Raw genomic sequence first — 3,770 nt, 5'->3', positions numbered from 1 at the left:
GGCGAACTCGCCGGCGGCCGGCGCCTGCCCGCGGGTCTCGCGGCCCTGCTGCCCGGGTGCGCCGTCCTGGCGGGCGCCAAGGCCGACGTTCAGCTGGCCGAGGTTCATGCCGCGGTTGCTGAGGAGGGCGGCGAGGTCGCCGGCGGTTTCGCGCAGGAGCGCGGCGGCGTCGGGCCGTTCGGCGTGGATATCGACGTGGACGGATTCGCCGGCGGTCCGGATGTGGACGGTGACCTCGCCGAGGTCGGCAGGCTCGAGGTGGAGGCGGGCCTCGCCGCCGCCCCCTTCGACGCGTTCGATGATGACGGTGGCCAGGCGATCGACGTTGGCCTGGGCAGGCGGTGCCGGCGCGGGCGCGGGGTCTGCCGGGGCAGGTGCGGGAGCCGGCGCCGGGGCTTCGCTGCGGAGTTGGCCCACGGCGGAGCCGGGTGCGGCATGGGCGAGCCCCTGCGCCGAGGGCCGCGGCACGGGTTGCTCCCGACCCTCGGCGCGGCCGGGCGGATTGAGGCTGACCGGGCTGGTTGGCCCGGGTGGCTCGGCATCGACCCTGGCGTTCCCGACGGTGCGGACCACGCGGGGGGCGGGGGCATCGGCTTCAGTGGGCGGCGGGCCGGAGGCAGGGGATTCGGCGGGGGGCTCCGCGCTGTTCGCGGCCGGCGGCTCCGGGGACGGCTCGCTGGAAGCGGCGGCGCCGCGCACAGCGGCGGCAGCAGTCCCGTCGGAGGAGGTCGGCGATTCGGGCGCGGGGAGCACCTCGACCACGGAGGGGGCGACCGAAGCCTCAGCGGGGCCCCCGGCGTTGGCTTCACCTTCCGCCAGCCCGGCCGCCGTCGCGGAAGCGTCGCCGGGCGAAAGCTGCATCGCAGCCTCGCCAGGGAGCCCGGGAATGCTTGCGGCGGCGATGCCGGTAGCGGCCGATTCGGCGGGTGCCCGGCCGGCCGGCTGCGCAGGGTCGGCGAGGGCGGCGGCCGGGACCGGCGGAATTACCGCCAGCGAGACCACCACACCCACGGGGGGCGGGGAATCGGTGCTGTCATCGCCCGGGGACGGGTCGCCGGTCTCGGCCTCCTGCGTGGCGCCCAGGGAGGCGAGGAGGAGGTCGAAGCCAGCTGCTACCTGGCCGCTACCCTGCCGGGCGGTTGCGCCGGGGATGACGAGGACTGGTGCTTCGGTGGGCAGTTCGACGACGAGTCCCATTAGATCTGCATCCGGAAGACTTCCTGATAGGCCTCGACGGCCTTGTTGCGGACCTGGGTGGCCAGGCTGATGGCGATGCTCTCGGCTTCGACGGCGAGCATGACGTCGTGGAGGTCCACGTCCTGCCCGGTAGCCAGGGCATTGACCTTCTGGTCGGCGGTGTCGCTCATCGACTGGAGTTGCGAGAGCGCGCGACCGAGGAGGTCGGCGAACCCTGCCTGCGGGCGGGAAGCCGTGGATGCAGTGTGTGCGAGGGGGCTGGCGTTCTGAATTGGTGCAATGTCCACGGTGGCCTCCCTGGGGGACGGAAATGCGGGCGGGAAATCCCTGAGCCGTTTATCTGCTGGTGATATCGAGGGCGCGGAGGGCCATCTGCTTGGCGGCGTTGAGGACGGTGACGTTGGCCTGGTAGGAGCGGTTTGCGGAGGTGAGGTCGGTCATCTCCTGGACGAGGTCGATGTTGGGCAGTTCGAGGTAGCCCGTTTCGGGGTCGGCGTCGGGGTGGGAGGGGTCGTAGACGGTGCGCGGGGGCGATTGTTCGTCGACGGCGACCTGGGTGAGGACGACGCCGGTGGAGCCGCCGCCGAGGAACTTGCGGACGATGGAGGCGAAGGGGAGGGCGGGGTCGCCGGAGGCGAAACGCACAACGCGGCGCTGGTAGGGCCCGCCTTCGGCGGTGCGAGTGGTATCGATATTGGCGACATTGTTGCCGACGACATCCATGCGGACGCGCTGGGCGGCGAGGCCGGAAGCGGACGAGGCGATGGCGCGAATGAGGCTCATGGGGATGCTCCTTAGCCGGTGATGGCGGTGCGGATGTTCGTGAGCTTTTTGGTGAGGGCCTGGGCGGCGGCCTGGTAACGCATTTGTGTCTCTGCGAGGAGGACCATCTCCTGGTCGATATCCACGGTGTTGCCGTCGAGCCGGGAGGAGGTGAGGAGCTGCTGGGGGTCGAGGCCGAGCTGATTGACGGCGCGCGGGGGAGCGGCGATGTGGCGGGGGTCGGTGACGGCGAGGGACCCGGCGGTGCGGCCGAAGGCGCGCTGGAGCTCGGTTTCGAAATTGACCTCCTGGCGGAGGTAGCCGGGGGTATCGATGTTGGCGACGTTATTGGCGATGGCGGACTGGCGGCGGCTGAGGCCGTTGAGCCAGGCGGTGAGCTGGGCGATGCCGCGGTCGGCGATGGGGTTCATGGGCGGACCTCCGGGTGGACGAATGCGGGGCGCCAGCGGGCGGCAGCGAAGTCATCGAGCTGGCGGGCCTGTGCGCGGGCGCGTTCGAGCCGTTCGGCGGCGAGCCGGCGTTCGAGCAGGGTTTCGAGCGCGCGGCGGTCGCGGCGGCGCTCCATCAGGGCCTCGCGCTCCTCGGCAACATCCCCGTCGGAGTGGGCGAGTGCTGCGCCGCGGGCAGCGATTTCGCGGTCGAGGCGGGCGATGGCGGCGGCGCGGGCGAGGAGATCGGCCGGGTCGAGGGGGCCCGGCTCGAGGGGGAGGTCGAGGACAGCCTCGCGGGTGGCGCGGGACTCTTCGAGTGCGGCGGCGCGTCGGTTGCGCAGGGCGAGGGCCTCGGCGAGTTCGCGCTGCTGGACGCGCTCGAGGAGTTCACGCTGGCGGAGGAGCCGCTTCAACCGTTTCGGCGGCAGGCTCATCGGTCACCTCCCAGGAGGTTTGGCTGGCGAATTCGGGGTCGAGGGCGCAAAGGGCTGCGACGGTGTCCTCGAACGGGGTCATCTCGCGGGGCTGCTGGCGGAGGAATGCGTTGATGGCCGGCAGGAGGTCGAGGGCGCGGTCGAGGGTGGAGTCGGCGCCGCGGCTGTAGGCGCCGATGGCGACGAGGTCCCGGGCTTCTTCGTAGGCGGCGAGGAGCTGGCGCAGGCGGCGGGCGGCTTCGCGGTGGCGCGGTTCGGCGACGCGGTCCATGAGGCGGGAGACGCTCTGGAGAACGTCGATGGGCGGGTAATGACCGGCGGCAGCGAGCGAGCGGCGGAGGACGATGTGGCCATCGAGGGTGGCGCGGGCGAGGTCGGCGATGGGCTCCTCCATGTCGTCGCCATCGACGAGGACGGTGTAGACGGCGGTGATTGAGCCGCGGGCGCCGGGGCCTGCCCGCTCCATGAGGTGGGGGAGCATGGAGAAGACGGACGGCGGGTAGCCGCGGGCTGTCGGCGGTTCGCCAGCGGCGAGGCCGTTTTCGCGGCGGGCCATGGCGACGCGGGTGAGGGAATCGAAGAGAAGGAGGACATCGAGGCCTTCATCGCGGAATCCCTCCGCGATGGCGGTTGCGGTGCGGGCGGCGGCGATGCGCATGGCCGCGGGGTTGTCGCCGGTGGAGGCGACGACGACGGCGCTGGCGAGGGCATCGCGGCCGAGGTCGTGCTCGATGAAGTCGCGGACTTCGCGGCCGCGCTCACCGATGAGGGCGATGACGGTGACATCGGCAGAGGTGCCCCGGGCGAGCATGCCGAGGAGGGTGCTCTTGCCGACGCCGGAGCCGGCGAAGATGCCGACGCGCTGGCCGCGGCCGAGGGTGAGGAAGGCATCGATGGCGCGGACGCCGGTGGGCAACGGGCGGGC

General features: G+C 72.3%; 6 protein-coding genes. All 6 read right to left on the bottom strand.

The window, feature by feature from the left end:
- Positions 1-1,197 (bottom strand): flagellar hook-length control protein FliK (locus VAE46_RS00635; protein WP_322794967.1); only part of this gene is annotated, 1,197 nt, incomplete at its 3' end.
- Positions 1,197-1,484, bottom strand: a complete 288-nt coding sequence (gene fliE, locus VAE46_RS00630; protein WP_322794966.1) for a flagellar hook-basal body complex protein FliE — start codon at positions 1,482-1,484, stop codon at positions 1,197-1,199. The genes VAE46_RS00635 and fliE, both read right to left, overlap by 1 nt.
- 49 nt (positions 1,485-1,533) lie before the next feature.
- Entirely contained in the window at positions 1,534-1,980 is a 447-nt protein-coding gene (gene flgC, locus VAE46_RS00625; RefSeq protein WP_322794965.1) for a flagellar basal body rod protein FlgC, read from the bottom strand.
- Positions 1,981-1,991: 11 nt separating this feature from the next.
- On the bottom strand, positions 1,992-2,390 hold the full coding sequence (flgB, locus tag VAE46_RS00620; RefSeq protein ID WP_322794964.1) for a flagellar basal body rod protein FlgB: 399 nt from the start codon (positions 2,388-2,390) through the stop codon (positions 1,992-1,994).
- A complete protein-coding gene (gene fliJ, locus VAE46_RS00615) occupies positions 2,387-2,845 on the bottom strand; it encodes a flagellar export protein FliJ (protein WP_322794963.1) in 459 nt (152 codons plus the stop codon). The genes flgB and fliJ overlap by 4 nt, the downstream gene beginning before the upstream one ends.
- On the bottom strand, positions 2,799-3,770 hold a 972-nt coding region (locus tag VAE46_RS00610), incomplete at its 5' end, for a FliI/YscN family ATPase (RefSeq protein ID WP_322794962.1). The genes VAE46_RS00610 and fliJ, both read right to left, overlap by 47 nt.

It is taken from the genome of Tepidiforma sp. (assembly GCF_034433535.1).
Classification (GTDB): domain Bacteria; phylum Chloroflexota; class Dehalococcoidia; order Tepidiformales; family Tepidiformaceae; genus Tepidiforma.
This window is presented reverse-complemented; position numbering and strand designations above follow the sequence as displayed.